Origin of the sequence: Kluyvera sp. CHPC 1.251 (genome assembly GCF_036759945.1) — a bacterium.
GTDB lineage: Bacteria > Pseudomonadota > Gammaproteobacteria > Enterobacterales > Enterobacteriaceae > Kluyvera > Kluyvera sichuanensis.
Map to the genome: position 1 here is coordinate 251404 of NZ_JAPKIC010000001.1, position 19713 is coordinate 271116.

General features: G+C 56.7%; 18 protein-coding genes. 11 read left to right on the forward strand and 7 right to left on the reverse strand.

All coding sequences use genetic code 11. From position 1 onward, the window contains the following. Window positions 1–75: 75 nt before the first annotated feature. The 5 genes from sanA to V6940_RS01145 form a co-directional block, all read right to left on the reverse strand. On the reverse strand, window positions 76–795 hold the full coding sequence (gene sanA, locus V6940_RS01125) for an outer membrane permeability protein SanA (protein ID WP_333494516.1): 720 nt from the start codon (window positions 793–795) through the stop codon (window positions 76–78). A 195-nt stretch (window positions 796–990) separates the two neighbouring features. Further along, complete coding sequence (gene cdd, locus V6940_RS01130) at window positions 991–1875, reverse strand: cytidine deaminase (RefSeq protein WP_333494517.1); 885 nt, start codon at window positions 1873–1875, stop codon at window positions 991–993. A 129-nt stretch (window positions 1876–2004) separates the two neighbouring features. Continuing rightward, the gene (locus tag V6940_RS01135; protein WP_333494518.1) at window positions 2005–2700 is read right to left on the reverse strand and encodes a CidB/LrgB family autolysis modulator; all 696 of its coding nucleotides are present in this window, start codon (window positions 2698–2700) and stop codon (window positions 2005–2007) included. Further along, on the reverse strand, window positions 2700–3098 hold the full coding sequence (locus tag V6940_RS01140; RefSeq protein WP_185666919.1) for a CidA/LrgA family protein: 399 nt from the start codon (window positions 3096–3098) through the stop codon (window positions 2700–2702). Before V6940_RS01140 ends, V6940_RS01135 begins: the two co-directional genes overlap by 1 nt. Window positions 3099–3221: 123 nt before the next feature. Continuing rightward, on the reverse strand, window positions 3222–4145 hold the full coding sequence (locus V6940_RS01145; protein ID WP_333494519.1) for a LysR substrate-binding domain-containing protein: 924 nt from the start codon (window positions 4143–4145) through the stop codon (window positions 3222–3224). 169 nt (window positions 4146–4314) lie between these two features. Between V6940_RS01145 and mhbT the strand changes: the two genes are divergently transcribed. Genes mhbT through V6940_RS01170 form a run of 5 tightly spaced genes read left to right on the forward strand, consistent with a single transcriptional unit; the run spans window position 4315 to window position 9295 of the window. Then, a complete protein-coding gene (gene mhbT / locus V6940_RS01150; protein ID WP_333494520.1) occupies window positions 4315–5673 on the forward strand; it encodes a 3-hydroxybenzoate transporter MhbT in 1359 nt (452 codons plus the stop codon). A gap of 11 nt (window positions 5674–5684) precedes the next feature. Beyond that, window positions 5685–6713 carry a gentisate 1,2-dioxygenase gene (gtdA, locus tag V6940_RS01155; protein WP_333494521.1) on the forward strand — a complete coding sequence of 343 codons (1029 nt, stop codon included), beginning with the start codon at window positions 5685–5687 and terminating at the stop codon, window positions 6711–6713. A 14-nt stretch (window positions 6714–6727) separates the two neighbouring features. Then, on the forward strand, window positions 6728–7429 hold the full coding sequence (locus V6940_RS01160) for a fumarylacetoacetate hydrolase family protein (RefSeq protein ID WP_333494522.1): 702 nt from the start codon (window positions 6728–6730) through the stop codon (window positions 7427–7429). Window positions 7430–7437: 8 nt separating this feature from the next. Then, entirely contained in the window at window positions 7438–8082 is a 645-nt protein-coding gene (maiA, locus tag V6940_RS01165; RefSeq protein WP_333494523.1) for a maleylacetoacetate isomerase, read from the forward strand. A gap of 19 nt (window positions 8083–8101) precedes the next feature. Then, window positions 8102–9295: a 3-hydroxybenzoate 6-monooxygenase gene (locus V6940_RS01170; protein WP_333494524.1), complete on the forward strand. Its 1194-nt coding sequence runs from the start codon at window positions 8102–8104 to the stop codon at window positions 9293–9295. A 170-nt stretch (window positions 9296–9465) separates the two neighbouring features. On the opposite strand, the gene V6940_RS01175 is transcribed toward V6940_RS01170, so the two are convergent. Next, complete coding sequence (locus V6940_RS01175; protein ID WP_333494981.1) at window positions 9466–10848, reverse strand: M24 family metallopeptidase; 1383 nt, start codon at window positions 10846–10848, stop codon at window positions 9466–9468. 86 nt (window positions 10849–10934) lie between these two features. On the opposite strand from V6940_RS01175, the gene dusC reads away from it, so the two are divergent. The 4 genes from dusC to V6940_RS01195 all read left to right on the forward strand — a co-directional run bounded on the left by dusC (window position 10935) and on the right by V6940_RS01195 (window position 16238). Further along, window positions 10935–11873, forward strand: a complete 939-nt coding sequence (gene dusC, locus V6940_RS01180) for a tRNA dihydrouridine(16) synthase DusC (protein WP_333494525.1) — start codon at window positions 10935–10937, stop codon at window positions 11871–11873. A gap of 155 nt (window positions 11874–12028) precedes the next feature. Next, window positions 12029–12862, forward strand: coding sequence for a transcriptional antiterminator BglG (gene bglG, locus V6940_RS01185; protein ID WP_333494526.1), 834 nt, complete (start codon window positions 12029–12031; stop codon window positions 12860–12862). A 28-nt stretch (window positions 12863–12890) separates the two neighbouring features. Then, the gene (gene bglF / locus V6940_RS01190) at window positions 12891–14828 is read left to right on the forward strand and encodes a PTS beta-glucoside transporter subunit IIABC (protein WP_333494982.1); all 1938 of its coding nucleotides are present in this window, start codon (window positions 12891–12893) and stop codon (window positions 14826–14828) included. 15 nt (window positions 14829–14843) lie between these two features. Beyond that, the gene (locus V6940_RS01195; protein WP_333494527.1) at window positions 14844–16238 is read left to right on the forward strand and encodes a glycoside hydrolase family 1 protein; all 1395 of its coding nucleotides are present in this window, start codon (window positions 14844–14846) and stop codon (window positions 16236–16238) included. 104 nt (window positions 16239–16342) lie between these two features. Here the strand turns inward: V6940_RS01195 and V6940_RS01200 are convergent, their stop codons facing one another. Beyond that, window positions 16343–17077 carry a class I SAM-dependent methyltransferase gene (locus V6940_RS01200; protein ID WP_333494528.1) on the reverse strand — a complete coding sequence of 245 codons (735 nt, stop codon included), beginning with the start codon at window positions 17075–17077 and terminating at the stop codon, window positions 16343–16345. A 133-nt stretch (window positions 17078–17210) separates the two neighbouring features. On the opposite strand from V6940_RS01200, the gene mdtQ reads away from it, so the two are divergent. Together mdtQ and V6940_RS01210 are read left to right on the forward strand one after the other, a co-directional pair. Next, complete coding sequence (gene mdtQ / locus V6940_RS01205) at window positions 17211–18653, forward strand: multidrug resistance outer membrane protein MdtQ (protein WP_333494529.1); 1443 nt, start codon at window positions 17211–17213, stop codon at window positions 18651–18653. Window positions 18654–19015: 362 nt separating this feature from the next. Continuing rightward, window positions 19016–19672, forward strand: a complete 657-nt coding sequence (locus V6940_RS01210; protein ID WP_333494983.1) for an oligogalacturonate-specific porin KdgM family protein — start codon at window positions 19016–19018, stop codon at window positions 19670–19672. Window positions 19673–19713 lie beyond the last annotated feature (41 nt).

A 19713-nucleotide genomic window follows, 5' to 3' on the forward strand; every position in this document is an offset into this window, starting at 1 on the left:
ATGCAAATAGGAGCTATTAGCGAATGAAAACTCATTAACTAATTTAATGGCGGGAATCATGGTGTTTAGAAAGGGTTAGTTTGTTTTCTTCTTCTGCAATTCCAGCAGCTGCTCTGGCGTGACCGCCGGATAACCCTGAGCGCCTTCCGGCACTTCCTGCTGGGCAGGAATGGGGATCAGCGGGCCTAAGAAACGCGGCTCGCGTTTGAAGAGATAGAGGTCAGCCAGCGCGCCGAAGCGGGCACCGAACTCGCGCAGGCGAACGCTCCACATATCTTTCGGCGACGGCACGGCGTAGCACTGCGCCTGAATGCCCATATGCAGGGCGATAAACAGCGCACGCTCGCAGTGGAAGCGCTGGGTGATGATGATGAAATCGTTGGTGTCGAAGACTTTGCGGGTACGCACGATGGAGTCGAGCGTGCGGAAACCAGCGTAGTCGAGCACAATATCGGCAGGATCGACGCCAGCTTTAATCAGATCGCGACGCATGGTCATCGGTTCATTATAGCTTTGCAGCGCGTTATCGCCGCTCAGCAGCAGGTAGTTGACCTTGCCGCTGTTGTAGGCGTTCAGCGCGCCCTGAATGCGGTAACGATAATATTGGTTGATCACACCGGTGCGGTAATACTTGGCGGTGCCGAGCACCACGCCAACCTGGCGGTAGGGGAGATCCTGCAGTTCATCGTAGATATAGGGGGCGGTTTTCCAGCTCATCCAACGGTCAAGACCCAGCACGGTCAACAGCAGCAGGCCGCATAGGACTAACAGGCTGTATAACACACGCTTTAACATGAACTTGACTCAATAGTGGACGAGGGAGACATCAGGCTACTTTACCCGCCGGGCAAGAGCAAGAAACCATCGTTTAATTGCGGGGAAATTAGACAACGGAGACGGATTGCCGTTTGTAGGCCGGATAAGGCAACGCCGCCATCCGGCAATCAGCTCCAGTTCGCCTGATGGCGCTACGCTTATCAGGCCTACCGTTTACGCCAGCAGCACGCGATCGATATTGTGGCAGCCCAGCGCTTTCAGCGTGGCGGCGGTGGCATCCCACTGAATCAGTGGCGCATCGGCGCGTTCGGCCAGAATGGCGCGTTGAATATCCGGGTAGTCGTAACCATTCAGGCTCAGCAGGTTCAGGGCACCCTGCAGCGGTGGCAACGTTGGGTTAAACGCCGCGTTTTCCGCATAGCTGCCGCTGAAAATGGTACCGTCACGCAGTTCCAGCGCCACGCCGGAAGGCGCTTTACTGTACGGGGTGTGGCTGTGGTTAGCGGCCTGAATCGCGGCCTGCGCCAGCGCATCGCCCTCGAGCGGATAGCCGTGATCCTGCTCATCCATCAGCAGGGTTTTGATATCGAGGTCTTTTGGCCCGAACGCGTCCGGCAGGTAGTCTTGCAGCGTATGCGGCTGACGGCCCGGCAGGTTAATACGCAGCGCCAGCCCGCTGTTCAGTTCATTCATAAACTGACGGCAGTGGCCGCACGGCGTGTAGTTAACGGTAATGGCCTGCAGGGATTTTTCGCCGCGCAGCCAGGCATGGCTGATGGCGCTCTGTTCTGCGTGCACGGTCTGCTGCATGGTGGCGCCGAGGAATTCCATGTTGCCGCCAAAGTACCAGGTACCGCTCACGCCGCGGGCGATAGCGCCAACGTTAAAGTGAGACAGGTCAGCACGGGCGCAGGCTGCAGCCAGTGGCAGAAGCGCGAAAGCGAGCGCGTCTTCGTCCAGCCCCGTCGCCGTTTTAAGCGAAGAGACCTGCTCGGCGCTTAGCAGAGCAGGGAAGTGCGGATCGGCTAGCAGGGGAGCGATAGCGGTCTGCAGATCTGCCGCCAGTTGCGAAAAAGCAGATTGAAAACGTGGATGCATGGCGTTGTGCCTCATAACAATGTAATGGGATCGTAGTGTACGGGGCGCAAGCGCCCCAATTAGTGATCAATATCTCATTGTTAATGCAACGTGTGTAACATCAATTAAAAATGTGTGATTTGTCTCGTTTTATCCCACTACCGACAGAATAATCGGGAACAGGAATGGCGCAATCAGCGAGGTAATGATGCCGCAGATGACCAACGCCAGAGAACTAAACGCCCCTTCCTGGTAGTCCATCTCGGCACAGCGAGCGGTGCCGAGGGCGTGCGAGGCGGTACCCATCGACAGCCCGCGAGAGGCTTTGGTGGTAATCCGCATCAGGTTCAGCAGGGTATGACCAAACACCGCACCGAGAATACCAACGTAAATGACGCACACGGCGCTAATCGCGGGAATACCGCCGATGCTGCCGCTGACCGCCATCGCAATCGGCGTGGTCACCGATTTTGGCAGAATAGAGGCGGCGATTTGTGGGGACGCCCCCATCATCAGCGCCACCGACGTCCCGGTGATCATCGCCACCGCGCTGCCGACGAAGCAGATAGTAATGATGGATTTCCAGCGGGCGCGGATCTGGTGCAGCTGTTCATACAGCGGATAGGCCAGGGCGACCACCGCAGGCTGCAGCAGGTCGTTCAGTACCTCACTGCCCTTAAAGTAATGATCGTAAGGAATATTGGTCAGCAGCAGGAACGGAATAATCACTACCATCGACACCAGCAGCGGGTTAAGCAGCGGCATCTTAAAGCGCGCGGCAAGCTTACGGGCGGCGAAAAAGACGGCTAAGGTCAGCGGTAAAGACCACCAGATATAGTGCAGCATTATTTATCCGCTCCCTCACGACCCACCACTTTACGCTCACCGTGAATCAGGTGAGAGCTCCAGCTCACCACCACCAGCACTACCAGCGTACTGATGGTACAGGAGACGACCACCGGGCCGAACTGCGCGCTCAGCAGCGAGAAGTACTGCATCACACCGACGCCAATGGGTACGAACAGCAGCGCCATATAACGGATCAGGATGTAGCAGCCGGGGTTGACCCACTTCGCGGGCAGGATTTGCAGCGCCAGCAGCACGAACATAATAAGCATGCCGATAATGCTGCCGGGGATGGTAATCGGCAGCAGCGACGAAATAAAAATACCGGCATACAGACAGGCGTAAATCAGCACGAATGCACGCAGGTATTGCCAGATTAAATTCAGTGATTTGAGCATGGTATTCACCTTTGGTGGAATGCATTCATCATACAATTAAACCCTGAAATGTGCTACCGATCACATCATGAAATCTGAGCATACCTGATATAGATAACGCGAACATCAGGCATCTGCCCGGCGTTATTCCGCCATTTGTACCGGATGCGACAAATAGTGGAGAAACCGGCTTAGCGCCAGCGAAGGAATGCTCGATTTGCGCCAGAATACGCCGACGCTGCCTTTCTGCTCAACACGTGGCAGCGCCAGAATGGCGAGCTGGCCCTGGCTCTGGTATCGCTCCGCCAGACGCAGTGACAGAATTGAGACCATATCGCTGCTTTGCAGCAGGTTAACGCTGACGTTCATTGAGGCCGACTCTATGGTATTTTCCGGCAGCATGACGCCGTTTTCCACCAATGCGTTGTCGATGCTTTGGCGAATCGGCGTGCCGTTAGGCCAGACTATCCAGCGCCATGATGCCAGGTCCTCCCACGACAGGCGGCTGCGGTGGGCGAGGGGGTGGTCGGTTCGCGCCACGAAGCAGACTGGCTCGGTGTAGAGCACCTCATAGTTTAGCGGTAACTCCAGCGCCCGGCCGCCGATGCGCCCAACCACCACGTCCACGACGCCGGACTGCAAATCATGCAGCAGCGGCGTCATCACCTTCTCTTCAATATTCAGATGCAGCGTAGGCATCTCGGCCAGCAGCGGGAAAATCGCCTGGGAGACGCAGTCGGTCGCTACCGGCGAGCAGCCGATTTTCAGGCTCCCTACCAGGCCACCCTGCTTAAAACGCTCCATCTCAAACTGCGAACGTTCTATATCGTTAATCAGCCGTTGCGCGTGCTGAAGCAGCAGTTTGCCACCTTCCGACACGCGCAGCCCTTTGCTGTGGCGCTCAAAAAGCGTGATGCCCAGCTCTTCTTCAAACTGGGTTAACCATTTCGACAGCGCGGGCTGGGTGATGTGCATCATTTTAGCGACCTGAGTCAGGTTTCCCTGCTCGCCAAGTGCCACCAACATCTTCAGATGGTGGAGCTTCAGCTTCTGCGTCCAATCGGCCATGAGATATAACCTCCAGGTTATGGATAGGCATGAAATGCCATTGTACAACTCATTTCACATGTCACAAGATAGCAACATAAAAGCAAAAAAATAAACATCTTACTCTGAGCCGTTCTGGCGAAAGCGTGAACGGCGATGTGGATAACCTGCACATACCGAGGCCCTCCCTATGACGCAACGACGTGAACTACAGGCACTCATCGATGTCGCTCCGATCGGCAAGATGCAGTGGCGCGTCATCATCTGCTGTTTTCTGGTAGTGATGATGGACGGTTTTGATACCGCCGCGATTGGCTTTATCGCCCCGGCCATTCGTGACCACTGGCAGTTAACCGCAGGCGATTTAGCGCCGCTGTTTGGCGCCGGATTGCTGGGTTTAACCGCAGGCGCCTTGCTGTGCGGCCCGCTCTCTGACCGGCTCGGGCGCAAACGGGTTATCGAATGGTGCGTGGCGCTGTTCGGCCTCTTCAGTCTGCTGTCGGCGTTCTCACCGAATCTGGAAGCCTTAATCATCCTGCGCTTCTTAACCGGTCTCGGCCTTGGCGGCGCGATGCCCAATACCATCACCATGACCTCTGAATATCTGCCGGCCCGCCGTCGCGGCGCACTGGTCACCCTGATGTTCTGCGGCTTTACCCTCGGCTCGGCGCTGGGCGGTATTGTCAGCGCGCAGCTGGTGGCGGTGATTGGCTGGCACGGCATTCTGGTGCTGGGCGGCGTTCTGCCTATCGTGCTGTTCTTCGCGCTGCTGGCCGTGCTGCCTGAATCCCCACGCTGGCTGGTGCGTCGTCAGCGTCCGCAGGCGGAAATTCGCCGTACCATCAGCGCCATGACCGGCGAGCGCTATGACGATGCCGAGTTCTGGCTTGATGAACCAGCGGCAACCAAAAAAGGCAGCATCAGCCAGCTGTTCGCCGGGCGTCAGCTCACTATTACCCTGATGCTGTGGGTGGTGTTCTTTATGAGCCTGCTGATCATCTATTTACTCTCCAGCTGGATGCCAACCCTGCTGAATCATCGCGGGATCGATCTCCAGCACGCTTCGTGGGTGACGGCGGCGTTCCAGGTGGGCGGCACGCTGGGGGCGCTGATGCTCGGCGTCTTAATGGATAAATTCAATCCGTTCTGGGTGCTGGCGGTGAGCTATGCCCTGGGAGCGGTGTGCATTGTGATGATTGGCCTGAGTGAAAACGGCCTGTGGATGATGGCGCTGGCGATTTTCGGCACAGGTATCGGCATCAGCGGCTCGCAGGTGGGGCTGAATGCACTGACCGCCACGCTTTACCCGACCCAAAGCCGCGCCACCGGCGTGAGCTGGTCAAACGCTATCGGCCGCTGTGGCGCGATTGTCGGTTCCGTTTCCGGCGGCGTGATGATGGCGATGAACTTCTCATTCGACACCCTGTTCTTTGTGATTGCCGTACCGGCCGCCATTAGCGCCGTCGTGCTGACGCTGTTGACCCTGGTCGTACGTCAATCATCCCGAGTACCCGAATCGTCGCCTGTGATGGGCGCGGTGAAAAGTTAAGGAGAATAATAATGACCTCGGACGTAAAACACGATCGCCAACAGTTCTACCAGCATATTTCCGGGCAAAACCTGACGCCGCTGTGGGAATCGTTGCATCACCTGGTGCCCAAAACGCCAAACGCCAACTGCGCTCCGGCCTACTGGAACTACCAGGAAATTCGCCCGCTGCTGCTGGAAAGCGGCACGCTGATTGGCGCAAAAGAGGCGGTACGCCGCGTACTGGTGCTGGAAAACCCCGGCCTGCGCGGTCACTCATCGATTACCTCATCGCTGTACGCGGGCCTGCAGCTGATCATGCCGGGTGAGGTGGCACCAAGCCATCGCCATAACCAGTCTGCGCTGCGCTTTGTGGTGGAAGGCCACGGCGCATTTACCGCCGTTGACGGCGAACGCACTCAGATGAGCCCCGGTGATTTTATCCTCACCCCGCAGTGGCGCTGGCATGACCACGGTAACCCAGGCGATGAACCGGTTATCTGGCTCGACGGCCTCGACCTGCCGCTGGTCAACTACCTCGGCTGCGGCTTTGCGGAAGATTACCCGGAAGAACAGCAGCCGGTCACCCGCAAAGAGGGCGACTACCTGCCGCGCTACGCCGCCAACATGCTGCCGCTGCGCCACCAGGTGGGTAACTCATCGCCGATTTTCAACTACCGCTATGACCGCAGCCGTGAAGCGCTGCATGACCTGATGCGGATGGGCGATGCCGATGAGTGGGATGGCTACAAGATGCGCTACGTCAACCCGGTGACCGGGGGCTACCCGATGCCGTCGATGGGGGCCTTCCTGCAGCTGTTGCCGAAAGGCTTCCAGACGCGTCGGGCGCGCACCACCGACAGCACCATCTACCACGTGGTGGAAGGCAGCGGTGAGGTGACCATCGGCGAGCAGACCTTCAGCTTTAAAGCGAAAGATATTTTTGTCGTGCCAACCTGGCACAGCGTGTCCTTTAACACACCAGAAGAGACCGTGTTATTCAGTTTCTCGGATAGGCCTGTCCAGGAAGCCCTGGGACTGTTCCGCGAAGCGCGCTATTAATCAGGAGAAGAAAGATGAGCAAATACGTATTTGAACCCCAGGCGCCGGTTGCCGTGCCGGTTGTTGGCAGCGATGAGAAATTCCCGGTACGTCGCGTGTACTGCGTGGGCCGTAACTATGCCGCTCACGCCCGTGAGATGGGCTTTGACCCGGATCGCGAGCCGCCATTCTTCTTCTGCAAGCCGGCGGATGCCGTGGTTCCCGTTGCCGCTGGCGAAACCCTGAACTTGGCCTACCCGGCGCAGACCGATAACTATCACTATGAAATCGAGCTGGTGGTGGCCATTGGTAAAAAAGGCAGCGATATCCCTCTGGAGAAAGCCGAAGAGTATATCTGGGGCTACGCCACCGGGCTGGACATGACCCGTCGCGACCGTCAGATGGAGATGCGCCAGATGGGCCGTCCGTGGGAAATCGGCAAAGCCTTTGACCTGTCCGCACCGATTGCGCCGCTGCATAAAGTGGCCGACGCACCGTCCCTCGATAAAGCGCCAATCTGGCTGCAGGTTGATGGCAAAGACCGCCAGCGCAGCGATATTCAGCACCTGATCTGGGACGTGAAAGAGACCATCAGCTACCTGTCCGGCTTCTTCGAACTGCAACCGGGCGACCTGATCTTCACCGGTACGCCGGAAGGCGTTGGCGCGGTCGTGAAGGGCGAAACCATCACCGGTAATGTGGAAGGGTTAACGCCAATCGCGGTCAACATTGTTTGAGGTGAATGATGAAGCTGTACAGTTTTTTTAATAGTTCGGCCTCTTACCGCGTACGTATTGCGATGGCGCTGAAGGGCATTGACCACCAGACCGTCGGGGTCAATATCCGCATCGGCCAGCAGAATGCGCTGGAGTACCGACGCCTGAACCCGGTGGGACTGGTGCCAGCACTGGTCACCGATGACGGTGAATCGCTGGGGCAGTCGCTGGCGATTATTGACTGGCTGGACAGACATTTCCCGCAGACGCCGCTGCTACCGGCGAACGATCCCCAGCGCATGCGCGTGCTGGAGGTGGTGTACGCCATCTGTTGCGACATCCACCCCATCAACAACATGCGCGTATTGCGCTACCTCAGCGATGAGCTGAAGGTGAGTGAAGAAGAGAAAAAACGCTGGTATGCACACTGGATCCAGCAGGGGCTGAGCGCGGTAGAACAATTGCTGCGCCGTGGCCAGTCAGGGGTATTTTGCTTCGGCGATACGCCGACGCTGGCCGACTGCTGCCTGGTGCCGCAGTGGGCGAACGCGGAGCGTATGGGCTGCGATTTAAGCGGTTTCCCACGCTGTAAAGCCGTGTTTGATGCGTGCACGGCGCTGCCGGCATTTATCGCGGCGGCCCCTGAAAACCAGCAGGACAAGATCCCGGCGTAGTCAGAACAGGAGAAGAATCATGGCTAAAGTAACGCGTGCAATCATTGTCGGCGGCGGTATCGGTGGTGCGGCCACCGCGCTGTCGCTGGCGCGTCAGGGCATCCAGGTGATGCTGCTGGAACAGGCGCACGAAATTGGCGAAATTGGCGCCGGGATCCAGCTTGGGCCGAACGCGTTTTCCGCGCTCGACAGCCTCGGCGTGGGCGAGGTAGCCCGTCAGCGTGCGGTCTTTACCGACCATATCACCATGATGGATGCGGTCAACGGCGAAGAGGTGATTCACATTGAGACGGGGCAGGCGTTCCGCGACCACTTCGGCGGCCCGTATGCGGTTATCCACCGCGTCGATATCCATGCCACCGTCTGGGAAGCGGCGATGCAGCACCCGGGCGTGAAATACCGTACCTCCACCCACGTGGTGGACATTCGCCAGACCGCCGATGATGTCACCGTATTTGACGATAAAGGTAACAGCTGGACGGCGGATATTTTGATTGGCTGCGATGGGGTGAAATCCGTGGTGCGCCAGAGCCTGCTCGGCGATACGCCGCGCGTGACCGGCCACGTGGTTTATCGCGCCGTGGTGGAACGTGACGATATGCCGGAAGACCTGCGTATCAACGCGCCGGTGTTATGGGCTGGCCCGCACTGTCACCTGGTGCACTATCCGCTGCGCGGCGGTAAGCAGTACAACCTGGTGGTGACTTTCCACAGCCGCGAAACCGAGCAGTGGGGCGTGCGCGACGGCTCCAAAGAAGAGGTGCTGTCGTACTTCAAGGGCATTCACCCGCGTCCGCGTCAGATGCTGGATAAACCGACCTCCTGGCGTCGTTGGTCAACCGCTGACCGCGAGCCGGTGGAGAAGTGGGGTAACGACAGGATTACGCTGGTGGGCGACTCCGCGCACCCGGTCGCGCAGTATATGGCCCAGGGTGCCTGCATGGCGCTGGAAGATGCGGTAACGCTCGGTAAGGCGCTGACCCAGTGCGACGGCGATGCCGCCAGCGCGTTTGCGCTGTACGAGTCGGTGCGTATTCCGCGTACCGCGCGTATTGTCTGGTCTACCCGTGAAATGGGGCGTCTGTATCATGCGGCAGGGGTCGAGCGTCAGGTGCGTAACTTGCTGTGGAAAGGCAAGACTCAGGAAGAGTTCTATCGCGGCATCGAGTGGCTGTACGGCTGGAAAGAAGATAACTGTCTGCAACCGCGGTAATAGCGGTTGGCACCATGTGCTCCCTCTCCCTTTTTAAGGGAGAGGGTCGGGGTGAGGGTTCGGTGCATCTATGCCCCTCACCCTAACCCTCTCCCCAAAGGGGCGAGGGGACCGAATGGAGCAGGGTTTGTAGCCCGGCCAAGCAAAGCGCCGCCGGGAATATCACCGCACTAACCCACCAGCGCCTTATCTTTGGCTAACATAAACGGCCGCAGATACCCCACGGCGTTAGATAGCGGCAACACGTCATCGCTCAACGCAATATTCAACGTCTCGCGAATATAGGCTCGCCGTGCCTCGATGCGTGCCCACAGCGCTGGATACGCCTGCGCTATCTGCTGGCGTAACCTGGCGTCGGCCAGGGCAATGCTCTCTTCCGCGCTGGTACCGGTATATCCCGGTACCGACGGAATAATATCAATCTGCATCACCATGCCGCTTTTCAGCGTCTCGCTTGAGCCGGAATAGACCGGTGACGACATCCACTCTTCATCGGCGCTCAGGTGCCCTGGGTTAAGGTGCCAGCCGTACTGCGCTTTTGGCAGCACGCGCTCGACTAAATCATAAAGCTCACCGCCCGGCATCCCGACCTTAATATTTTCAAGCCACGTTGCCACCGCGCCAAAATAGGGTTTCACCACCCGGTCCAGGTAATCACGCTGGTTCTCCGGCAGCTCGCTCTCCTCGGCAATCACAAACCCGGTGCGGCTGGAGAGCCCGCCTTTAAACCCGGTGGTCATCGATAGCGGCTGGCCGCGCCCGACCTTTTTCCACGAAGGATAGAGGTTGGCTTTCTCAAAACGCTGGCCCGTTGCAGCGATGGTGACGACAGACGGTGCCTGCCCTTCGGCAGCGAGCAGCGCACCCAGATCCACTTCACGAACGCCCGGTTCGACGGCATCCAGCGCCGCCAGCATGCAGCGGGAGGCGAGGTTGGCGCCATATTCGTAATGGGCAATTTCGTTGGCGTTATTGACCGTTCTCGCGCCTTTATCACCGCGAATAAACAGATGCGCCGCGTTGACCAGATCGGCATGGGTACTCTGTTTTATCGCCTCGACGATAAACCACGGCAGGTCGAACAGCTTTGCGTTATCGCTCCCGGCGGTGGTAAACATCTTCCAGCCGACCAGCCCCACTTTAGACATCGCGCTCAGCCCGGTTTCGCTGAACAGCTGCGCCAGCGGCTTTTCGTTATCCATCGGCTGATTGGGCAGCGAGAACAGCGGGCAGTGCTTTAACGTCACCGGAATGCGTGAATGCGCAGCCATCTTCAGGTTTTCATTGCCGAGAATGGCGGTGGCGTGCCCGGACTTATGCAGCACCAGCAGGCCCTCTTCAAAGCGCGGGATAAAGCCGGTCAGGTACTCAAAATTACCGCCGTGCTCTTTATCGGCGTAAATCACCAGCGCATCAAAGCGCTCTTCCTGCATCCGTTCGAGCAGTTTATTTTTACGTTCGAGCAGGGTGGCATCGGTCAGCGTGACCGGTGGCACATCGCTGAATCCGTGCGGCGGCTGGATGGCTTTGAGCTTAATATCCCTTGAATTCATCATTCACCTCCTGGTGTGTTGACTGGCAGTGGAAAGCGGCATACTAAGACGTTACCATAGCGCCTCTTTTTTTTCCGGATAACGATATGCGTGTTTTACTGGCACCGATGGAAGGCGTGCTCGACTCCTTAGTGCGAGAGCTGCTGACCGAAGTGAATGATTACGATCTGTGCATCACCGAATTTCTGCGCGTGGTGGATCAGCTATTGCCGGAAAAATCGTTCTACAAGCTATGCCCCGAACTGCATAACCAAAGCCGCACACCTTCCGGAACCCGCGTGCGAATTCAGCTATTGGGGCAATACCCCGAGTGGCTGGCGGAGAACGCCGCCCGCGCGGTGGAGCTTGGCTCCTGGGGCGTAGACCTCAACTGTGGCTGTCCGTCGAAAACGGTAAACGGCAGCGGCGGTGGGGCGACGTTGCTGAAGGATCCGGAGCTTATCTACCAGGGTGCGAAAGCGATGCGCGAAGCGGTGCCCGCGCATCTGCCGGTGACGGTAAAAGTGCGTCTGGGCTGGGACAGCGGGGCGCGGCAGTTTGAAATTGCCGATGCGGTGCAGCAGGCGGGTGCTACCGAACTCGCTGTTCACGGACGCACCAAAGAGGATGGCTACAAGGCCGAGCGTATCAACTGGCAGGCGATTGCCGAGATTCGCCAGCGGCTCACCATTCCGGTTATCGCCAACGGCGAAATCTGGGACTACGACAGCGCGCAGGCGTGTATGGCCGTCACCGGCTGCGATGCGGTGATGATTGGCCGCGGCGCGCTGAACGTGCCGAACCTTAGTCGGGTTATCAAATACAACGAGCCGCGTCTGCCGTGGCCGCAGGTGGTGATGTTGCTGAAAAAATATGTTCTCCTGGAAAAACAGGGGGATACCGGGCTGTATCATGTGGCGCGTATTAAGCAGTGGCTTGGCTACCTGCGTAAAGAGTATGACGAGGCTAGCGAACTGTTTAGCGCCGTGCGCGCGCTGCAGGAGTCGAAGCTGATTGCGCGGGCGATTACCGACTGGCGCGTATAAAGTATCAGATCTCCATCACAATTTTCTCTTTGCTTCATTGAGCTTCACTGCATGAAAGTGAAATACTCATAAACGATTGTTACTGCTTCGGCAGGCAAAACCTGATTCTCTGGCTCCTGTCAGAAGTCAGGTTTTTTTGTTTCTGGGGTTCATAAATGCAAATCGCCAAAGTACTTAATAATAATGTGGTGGTGGTTCTGGATGAACACCGGCGTGAGCAAGTCGTGATGGGGCGAGGGCTAGCCTTTCAGAAACGCGTCGGCGACTCACTGGATGAGACGAAAATCGAGAAAATTTTTGCCCTGCAAAGCGATGAGCTGGTAGGGCGTTTAGGTGAATTACTCAGTCAGATCCCGCTTGAGGTGATGACCACCTGCGACCGGATCATCGAACGGGCGCGCGAGCGGCTCGGCAGGCTGCAGGAGAGCGTTTACATCACCCTGACCGACCACTGCCACTTCGCTATTGAGCGGCAGAAAAAGGGCGTAGCGCTGCGCAATGTGCTGTTGTGGGAGATAAAGCGGCTCTACCCGAAAGAGTTTGCGCTAGGGCAAGAGGCGCGAGCGCTGATTGAAAAGCGGCTCGGCGTGGCGCTGGCAGAGGATGAAGCCGGGTTTATCGCGCTACATCTGGTCACGGCGCAGCTCAACAGCGAAATGCCGGAAGTGATGCACGTCACCCGGGTGATGCAGGAAATTTTGCAGCTGGTGAAGTATCAACTGCGCCTGGAGTACAACGAAGAGTCGTTAAGCTATCAGCGTTTCGTGACCCACCTGAAATTTTTTGCCCAGCGAATGCTGACGCGAACGGTGGTAGAGGGCGATGACGCCGAACTGCATAGCGCGGTGAAGGACAACTACGCCAAAGCGTGGAAGTGTGCGGAAACCGTCGGTTTGCATCTGCAAAACAGCTACCAGCGGCCGTTGACGACGGAAGAGATTATGTTTCTCGCCATTCATATTGAACGGGTGAGAAAAGAGGGGCGTTAATCCCCCAATACAGTGGGATTGTTACTGCATAACGCAGGCAAAACCCGAGCGCGGCGCCATCTGGCGTCGTTCTCGGGTTTTTTTGTTTTTATACTCGGTCAAGGAATTTGGTATGAAATATCATGAACTTGCGCAGGATATTCTCCGCCACGTGGGGGGTAAAGAGAATATGGTGAGTCTGGTTCACTGCGCTACCCGGCTGCGTTTTAAGCTTAAAGACAGCGGCAAAGCTGACGCCGAGGCGCTGAAGGCGAACCCCGGCGTGATTATGGTGGTTGAAAGCGGTGGTCAGTTTCAGGTGGTGATTGGCAACCACGTCCACGATGTCTGGCTGGCGGTACGCGAGGCGGCAGGCATTACCGACGATAGCGAACCGGCCGCGGCCAAAGGTGAAAAAACCTCAGTGCTGGGCCAGGTTATCGACGTGGTGTCCGGTATTTTTGCGCCGTTTATCGGCGTGATGGCGGCCACCGGTCTGTTGAAAGGGTTGCTGGCACTGGCGGTGGTGTGCGGCTGGCTGAACACCGAACAGGCGACCTACAAAATCTGGTTTGCGGCAAGCGACGCGCTGTTCTTCTTTTTCCCGCTGTTCCTCGGCTACACCGCCGGGAAAAAGTTTGGTGGTAACCCGTTTATTACGATGGTGATCGGCGGCGCGCTGACCCATCCGCTGATGATTCAGGCTTTTGAGGCCGGGCAACTGCCGGGCGCCACGGCGGAGTATTTCCTGGGCATCCCTGTCACCTTTATCAACTACAGCTCCTCGGTGATCCCGATTATCCTCGCCTCCTGGGTGTGCTGCTGGATTGAGCGGCGCAGCAACGCGCTGCTGCCGTCGGCGATGAAGAACTTTTTTACCCCGGCTATCTGCCTTGCCATTGTGGTGCCGCTGACGTTTCTGGTTATCGGGCCAATCGCTACCTGGCTTAGCGTGATGCTGGCGAACGGCTACCAGACGGTTTACGTCGTTGCGCCGTGGCTGGCAGGGGCCGCGCTGGGCGGGCTGTGGCAGGTCTGCGTTATCTTCGGCCTGCACTGGGGGCTAGTGCCGCTGATGATCAACAACCTGAACGTGCTGGGCCACGACTCAATGCTGCCGATTATTCTGCCGGCGGTGCTGGCGCAGGTGGGGGCGGTACTGGGGATTTTCCTCGCCACCCGCGATGTGCGCCAGAAAGTACTGGCGGGCTCTGCGTTTTCTGCCGGACTTTTTGGTATTACCGAACCGGCGATTTATGGCCTGACGCTGCCGCTGCGTCGCCCGTTTATCTTTGGCTGCGTCTCAGGCGCCCTCGGTGGTGCGATTACCGCCTTCAGCAACAGCGCGACCTACTCTTTTGGCCTGCCGAATATCTTCTTCCCGGCGCAGATGATCCCGGCAAGCGGCATTGACGCAAGCGTATGGGGCGGGCTTATTGGTACGGCGGTGGCCTTTATCCTCTCTGGCTCGCTGACCTATTTCTTCGGGATGCCACACAAGGCTTCTGAACCTGCAGCGGTGGCAAAAGCTGCGGAAAACGACGTGCTGGCACCGATGACCGGCAGCGTACTGGCGCTGGAAAATGTTCCGGATACCACTTTCGCCAGCGGCCTGCTGGGCAAAGGCGTGGCGATTATCCCGGCGGAGGGCAAAGTGATTGCCCCCTTTAACGGTGAAGTGGCCTCGATTTTTCAAACCAAACACGCCATCGGTCTTGAGAGCGACAGCGGTATTGAACTGCTGATCCACGTTGGTATTGATACCGTCAAGCTGGACGGCGCGCCATTCACCGCCCACGTGAAAGAGGGCGACAAGGTGCGGGCGGGCGATCTGCTGCTTACTTTCGATCGTCAGGCCATTCTGGACGCCGGTTACGACCTGGCGACGCCCATTATTATCAGCAACAGCGATGATTATCCGGGGCTGGAGATCGTTGCAGGCAGCGCGGTTAGCGCCGGTCAGCCGCTGTTGACCATTACGCATTAATCACAGGAGAGAGAGATGAAAGCATTCCCGCAGACGTTTTATTGGGGCGGCGCGACCGCAGCAAACCAGGTTGAAGGCGCCTTTCTTGAGGATGGCAAAGGGTTATCCACCTCCGATGTGCAGCCGCACGGTGTTTTTGGTGACGTCGTTGATCGTGTGCCGGGTGACGCTGGCTTAAAGGATATCGCCATCGACTTCTATCACCGCTACCCGGACGATATCGCGCTGTTTGCCGAGATGGGCTTTAACTGCCTGCGCGTGTCGATTGCCTGGACGCGTATCTTCCCGAACGGTGATGATGCCGAGCCAAACGAGGCTGGTCTGGCCTTTTACGACAGGCTGTTTGACGAGATGGCTAAACATCACATTACGCCGCTGGTCACGCTCTCTCACTATGAAATGCCGTGGGCGCTGGTGAAAAACTACGGCGGCTGGGGCAACCGCAAGGTGATTGGCTTCTTCGAGCGTTATGCCCGCACGGTGTTCGAGCGCTACAAAGGCAAGGTTAAACTGTGGCTGACCTTTAACGAAATCAACATGTCGCTGCACGCGCCGATGACCGGCGTAGGCTTGCCGAGTGATAGCAGCAAAGCTGAGGTGTATCAGGCCATTCACCATCAACTGGTGGCGAGCGCGCTGGCGGTGAAAGCCTGCCATGAGATTGTGCCGGAAGGGAAAATTGGCAACATGCTGCTGGGCGGTCTGATGTATCCACTAAGCTGCAAGCCGGAAGATGTGTTCAAAACCCTGCAGGAGAACCGCGGCTGGCAGTTCTTTGGCGACGTACAGGCGCGCGGGGCGTATCCGGGCTATATGCTGCGCTATTTCCGTGACAACGGTTTTGCGCTGGAGATTACCGACGCCGACCGCGAAGCGCTGAAATCAAGCGTCGATTTTATCTCGTTTAGCTACTACATGACCGGCTGCGTGACCGCCGACGAAGCACTGAACCAGAAAGCGCGCGGCAATATCCTCAACATGGTGCCGAATCCACATCTGGAAAGCTCGGAGTGGGGCTGGCAGATTGACCCGCTGGGGCTGCGCACGCTGCTGAACGTGCTGTGGGATCGCTACCAGAAGCCGCTGTTTATCGTTGAAAACGGCCTCGGCGCGAAGGATAAAGTGGAAGCCGACGGCAGCATCAACGATGACTACCGTATCAGCTACCTGAATGACCATCTGGTGCAGGCGCGGGAAGCGATTGAAGACGGCGTTGAGCTGATGGGCTTTACCAGCTGGGGGCCGATTGACCTGGTCAGCGCCTCGAAGGCGGAGCTCTCAAAGCGCTACGGATTTATCTACGTGGATCGTCACGACGATGGCACCGGCACGCTGGCGCGCAGCAAGAAGAAGAGCTTCGACTGGTATAAAGAGGTGATTGCGACTAACGGCGCGAGTTTGAAAGCGTAAGCATCGGTGAATTGCCGGATGGCGCTTTGCTTATCCGGCCTACAAACCTCACCGCTCACTTGCAGGCCGGATAAGGCGTAGCCGCCATCCGGCACTCACCCAACTCACACCGGCTTACGCGCGCGCAGAATAAAAATCATCGGGCGTTCTTTCTCTTCATCCAGCGCCGGGTTGGCGGCAATCTGCTCCGCGGTTGGCCCCCACTCGTTCAGGCATTCAATCACAAAGCCGGCGGCTACCAGCGCGTTAATCCAACTGCCAAGCGTCCGGTGCTGCTTCTTCACGCCGTCGGCAAACCAATTGCTGATACGCTCGCCTTCCTGCTGATAATGACTCACCGGCCAGCTTTTCTGCCCCTGCTCATCTTCCTGCCAACCCTGCTTAAGCGGGGCGGTATAAATAGGATGCTCGGCGGAAAACAACAGCGTACCGCCCGGCGTCAGAGCATGATATACACAGGTGAGCAGCGAGGTGATATCGGGCAAATAGTGCAGCGCTAGCGAGCTGTAAACGACGTCGCAGCTATTGGCGGCAAGGGTGAGGGTTTGCAAATCTTCGCAGCGGTATTCAATTCCCGCATCGTGGGTCATCTCTCGTGCCCGTTCCAGCATGAGGCTGGAGAGATCCAGCCCGGTAACCTTAGCGGCATCCTGGTCGCGCGCCCAGCGGCAAAACCAGCCGTAGCCGCAGCCAAGATCCACCACCCGCTGACCGGCCAGCGTGGGCATCATGTGTACTATGGTGGCCCATTCCGGCGCACCGGCGAGCCCTTTAACCGAACGGTCAAGCGTGGCGTACCCGGCGAAGAAATCAGGGTTGTCATAAATATTCTGACTCATTTCTACTCCATGAAATTTAATAATTTTTGACTGTCACTAAGTATGTCAAATTATGTTCCCACACGCTTTACTAAAAGGATTGGCTGCATTTAAATTAATATAAACCTCCTTCTTTTGTAACCTGACCTCTCAAATGAACTTAACTCTGAAAAAAAGCGTGTTGTCTGGTTTACCCCTGCTCATCGCGCTGGCTGGCTGTGCTCCTTCGCACGATATTGGTAGTCCTGTTAAACAGCAGGTTCCGGCCTCGAACGTTTCAACGGAGCTCCCTGCGGCGGTGCAAAACGGCTGGCCGCAGAGTAACTGGTGGCAGGGCTACCACGACGCACAGTTGAACAGCTTAATTACCCGCGCGCTGGCAAATGCGCCGGATATGCAGATTGCCGATCAGCGCATCAAGCTGGCCGAAGCACAGGCGCGGATGTCGAAGTCGTCACTGGGCCCGGAAGTGGATTTCGGCGGTAACCTTGAACGCCAGAAAATGTCCTCTGAAGGCCTGATGGGGCCGTTTGCCACCGACACTGACGGCAATACCGGTCCGTGGTACACCAACGGTACGTTCGGCCTGACCGCCGGATGGGATCTCGACCTGTGGGGTAAAAACCGCGCGCAGGTGAAGGCGCGTATCGGTGAAGTGAAGGCGCAGGTTGCCGAGCGGGCGCAAACCCAGGAACTGCTCTCCAGCAGCGTGGCGCGTTTGTACTGGCAGTGGCAGACCGAAGCGGCGATTCGCGACGTGTTAGAGCAGGTGAAAAGCGAACAGAATAATATCGTGACCGTGGATACCGAGCTGTATCAGCACGGACTGACCAACTCCGCCGAAGGGGCAGAGAATGATATTAACGTCAGCAAAACCGACCAGCAGTTGACCGACGTGGCTGGCAATATGAAAGAGATTGAGGCGCGGCTGATGGCGCTGACCAACAGCCAGAGCCAGTCGCTGAATCTGCGTAAGGTCGACCTGCCAGCGGTCGCCAGCAAAATGCCGGCTCGCTTAGGCTACGATCTGCTGGCGCGTCGTCCGGATCTGCAGGAAGCACACTGGTATATCGAAGCGTCGCTGAGTGAGATCGACGCGGCGAAAGCGGCGTTCTACCCAGACATCAACCTGATGGCTTTCCTGCAACAGGATGCCTTGCACTTAAGCGATCTGTTCCGTAGCTCGGCCAACCAGATGGGCGTGACCGCCGGGCTGACGCTACCTATCTTCGATAGCGGCCGTCTGAACGCTAACCTTGATATCGCCAATGCGCAGAACAATCTCTCCATTGCTAAATATAATAAAGCGGTGGTGGATGCGGTAAACCAGGTGGCGAAAACCGCCAGCCAGGTTGAGACACTGATGGAGAAAAACCAGCAGCAACAGCAGGTTGAAAAAGACGCGCAGCGTGTGGTGACGCTGGCGCAGGCGCGGATGAACGCCGGGATTATTCCGGGTTCTAAAGTCAGCCTTGCTAAATTGCCCGCTCTGCAGGAGCGCGTGAACGCGTTACGCCTGCACGGCCAGTGGATCGATGCCAGCATCCAACTGACCTCGGCGCTGGGCGGTGGCTACCACATCAGCGAAGAAAAATAACCAACCTCGTGTTACTTTCCCCCTGTATTATTCATACAGGGGGAAGTGGAAAATAAATACTTAGATTAAATAATATCACTCGCTAATATCCACCCTCAGCATTTGATTTTTAACTTTATTAAAAATCACCATCAATATTGCATTAAAATATGTTTGCGATCACGTATTTTGATTTAAATTAATGACACCTAATGTACTCACCACTAGTATCGCCCTCCGAAGAAAGAATATTCTTTTATTGATAATAAATACCCTACACCTTTTTGTATTCATATTTTAAATATTAAAGCCAGTTCCTCACCGCTTTGGAGTTAACGATAACAACTGAGGACGATTGCGTGAAAAAAGTAATAACCTTTGGGATGCTGGCCTTTGCCAGCGCATACGCACAGGCGGTCACTATCGATCTACGCCATGAGTATACTGACGACAGTCAGGCGCAGAAGGACAGGGTGCTGATATCACACCGCTTTGCTAACGGCTTTGGCTTCTCGGTTGAGGCAAAAAGCAAATCGGGCGGTGAACATTCTCGGAAAGCGTTTAATGACGTCGTTGATAATGGTAGCGAATATGTGGTGAGCTATCAGTTTAATGCGACGCCGGAAATAACGATTCAACCCGGCCTGGCATTAGAGACCTCTTCGTCAAAATCAATTTATAAACCGTATATTCGTGGGCAATATAATTTTAGTAATGGTATTTATCTGGCGGCGCGATATCGCTATGAATATGTGCGTGACACTTCTGAAGATAAAGACGATGAACATATTAACCGCGGTGACGTGTGGCTGGGTTATAAAACCGGGGCGTGGGCATTTGAAGGTAACTACCTTTATAAAAAGAGCGAAGATTTTAATCGCTATGATAACGGTAAAGATGACTACGAGCTGAACGTTAAAACGGCCTACAGTATCGATAAAAACTGGAAGCCGTATGTGGAAATTGGTAACGTCTCTGTGCGCAATACGACCGACGAGCGTCAGACGCGTTATCGTGTGGGCGTGCAGTATTCGTTTTAAGTTTTGCGTGATTCCCGGCGTCGCGTTACTCGGCCGGGCTA